Source organism: Vibrio sp. 779(2023) (assembly GCF_033344285.1).
In the GTDB taxonomy this organism is placed as follows: domain Bacteria; phylum Pseudomonadota; class Gammaproteobacteria; order Enterobacterales; family Vibrionaceae; genus Vibrio; species Vibrio alginolyticus.
Genome location: NZ_JAWPOM010000174.1, coordinates 1 through 1,136, shown reverse-complemented (window position 1 = coordinate 1,136; position 1,136 = coordinate 1). Strand labels below are relative to the sequence as shown.

The following is a 1,136-nucleotide window of genomic DNA, read 5'->3' as shown; positions in this document are numbered from 1 at the left end:
TTATTTGCGTTAACAGGCGTCATGTAACCGTCGTAACACAGTACACTTTTGAGTTTAGATAGGGTTTTCGTTGCTGGCGCGTGGCTCACTTGTCCTTTTACTTGCCCCATCGGCAAGGCTTCAGTTTGGCTTAGTGTTTGGAACTCGTTGCCGTTAGCAACTACAACGGTTGAATGTTCGAAGTTCTGGCCGTTCGCCTTTAATGTCCAAAGCTGACGCGCTTCGTCCCAAGTTAGTGACTCGACTTGATGCTCGAACTTCGCTTCAAAAAGATCGGTTTTTTCTAGTTGAGTAATCAGCCCGCGAGTTAATTCCGCAGGGCACAACCAACCGCCCATTGGGTAATGAACCGATGCCATATCGATGGATAAGCCGATTGTCTCCGCCGTTTCTTCCGCAGACAATTTACGAATGAGCTCTGGAGAGAAGTTTCCCTCAAGCATTTTCTCTAGTTTGTCTGTGGATTTGTCATCCCACATCAGCTGAGTTACACCACACCAATCATGGTCAAAATCGATTTCTTGCGCTGCTTGCTCGACAAATTGACGTGCGAACAAAAATGCTGGCGCAAACACACGAGATACACCTGTATGCGGGCCATTAAGCAGAGGATAAACGGCACCTTGACGGTTGCCAGATGCCCCTTCGGCTGGTTGAGTGTCTTTGCAGTAAAGCGTGACGTTTTGGCCACGACGAACTAACGTTTTCGCTAACGCCGCGCTGGCAATACCGCCTCCGATTATGGCAATCGAATCAAGATTGCTGGACGCCGTGCGATTGAACCACGCAAGATGGTTCGAGTGCTTTTCGCGTTGTTCCATCGAGCCTGCGATCATTTCACGCTTGGTGCCAAAGCCTTTGACTTTTTTCATTGCAAAGCCAGCTTCGTTCAATCCTCGACGCACAAAGCCCGCTGCGGTAAAAGTGGCAACTGTACAGTCTTGCTTGGCTAACTTAGCCATGTTGTTGAACAGATTTTGGTTCCACATTTCTGGGTTTTTGCTTGGCGCGAATCCATCTAAAAACCAAGCGTCAATCAAACCTTGTTCGTTGTATGGGACTTGCGGCATGCAGTCTTTAATGTCACCAAACCAAAGGTCGAGTGTAATTGCGCCATCTTCAAGCACAATGCGGTG

General features: G+C 48.3%; 1 protein-coding gene. It reads right to left on the bottom strand.

What is annotated here, in order from left to right:
- A partial coding sequence (gene mnmC, locus R8O70_RS25860) for an FAD-dependent 5-carboxymethylaminomethyl-2-thiouridine(34) oxidoreductase MnmC (RefSeq protein WP_318184542.1) occupies positions 1 to 1,136 on the bottom strand: 1,136 nt, incomplete at both ends.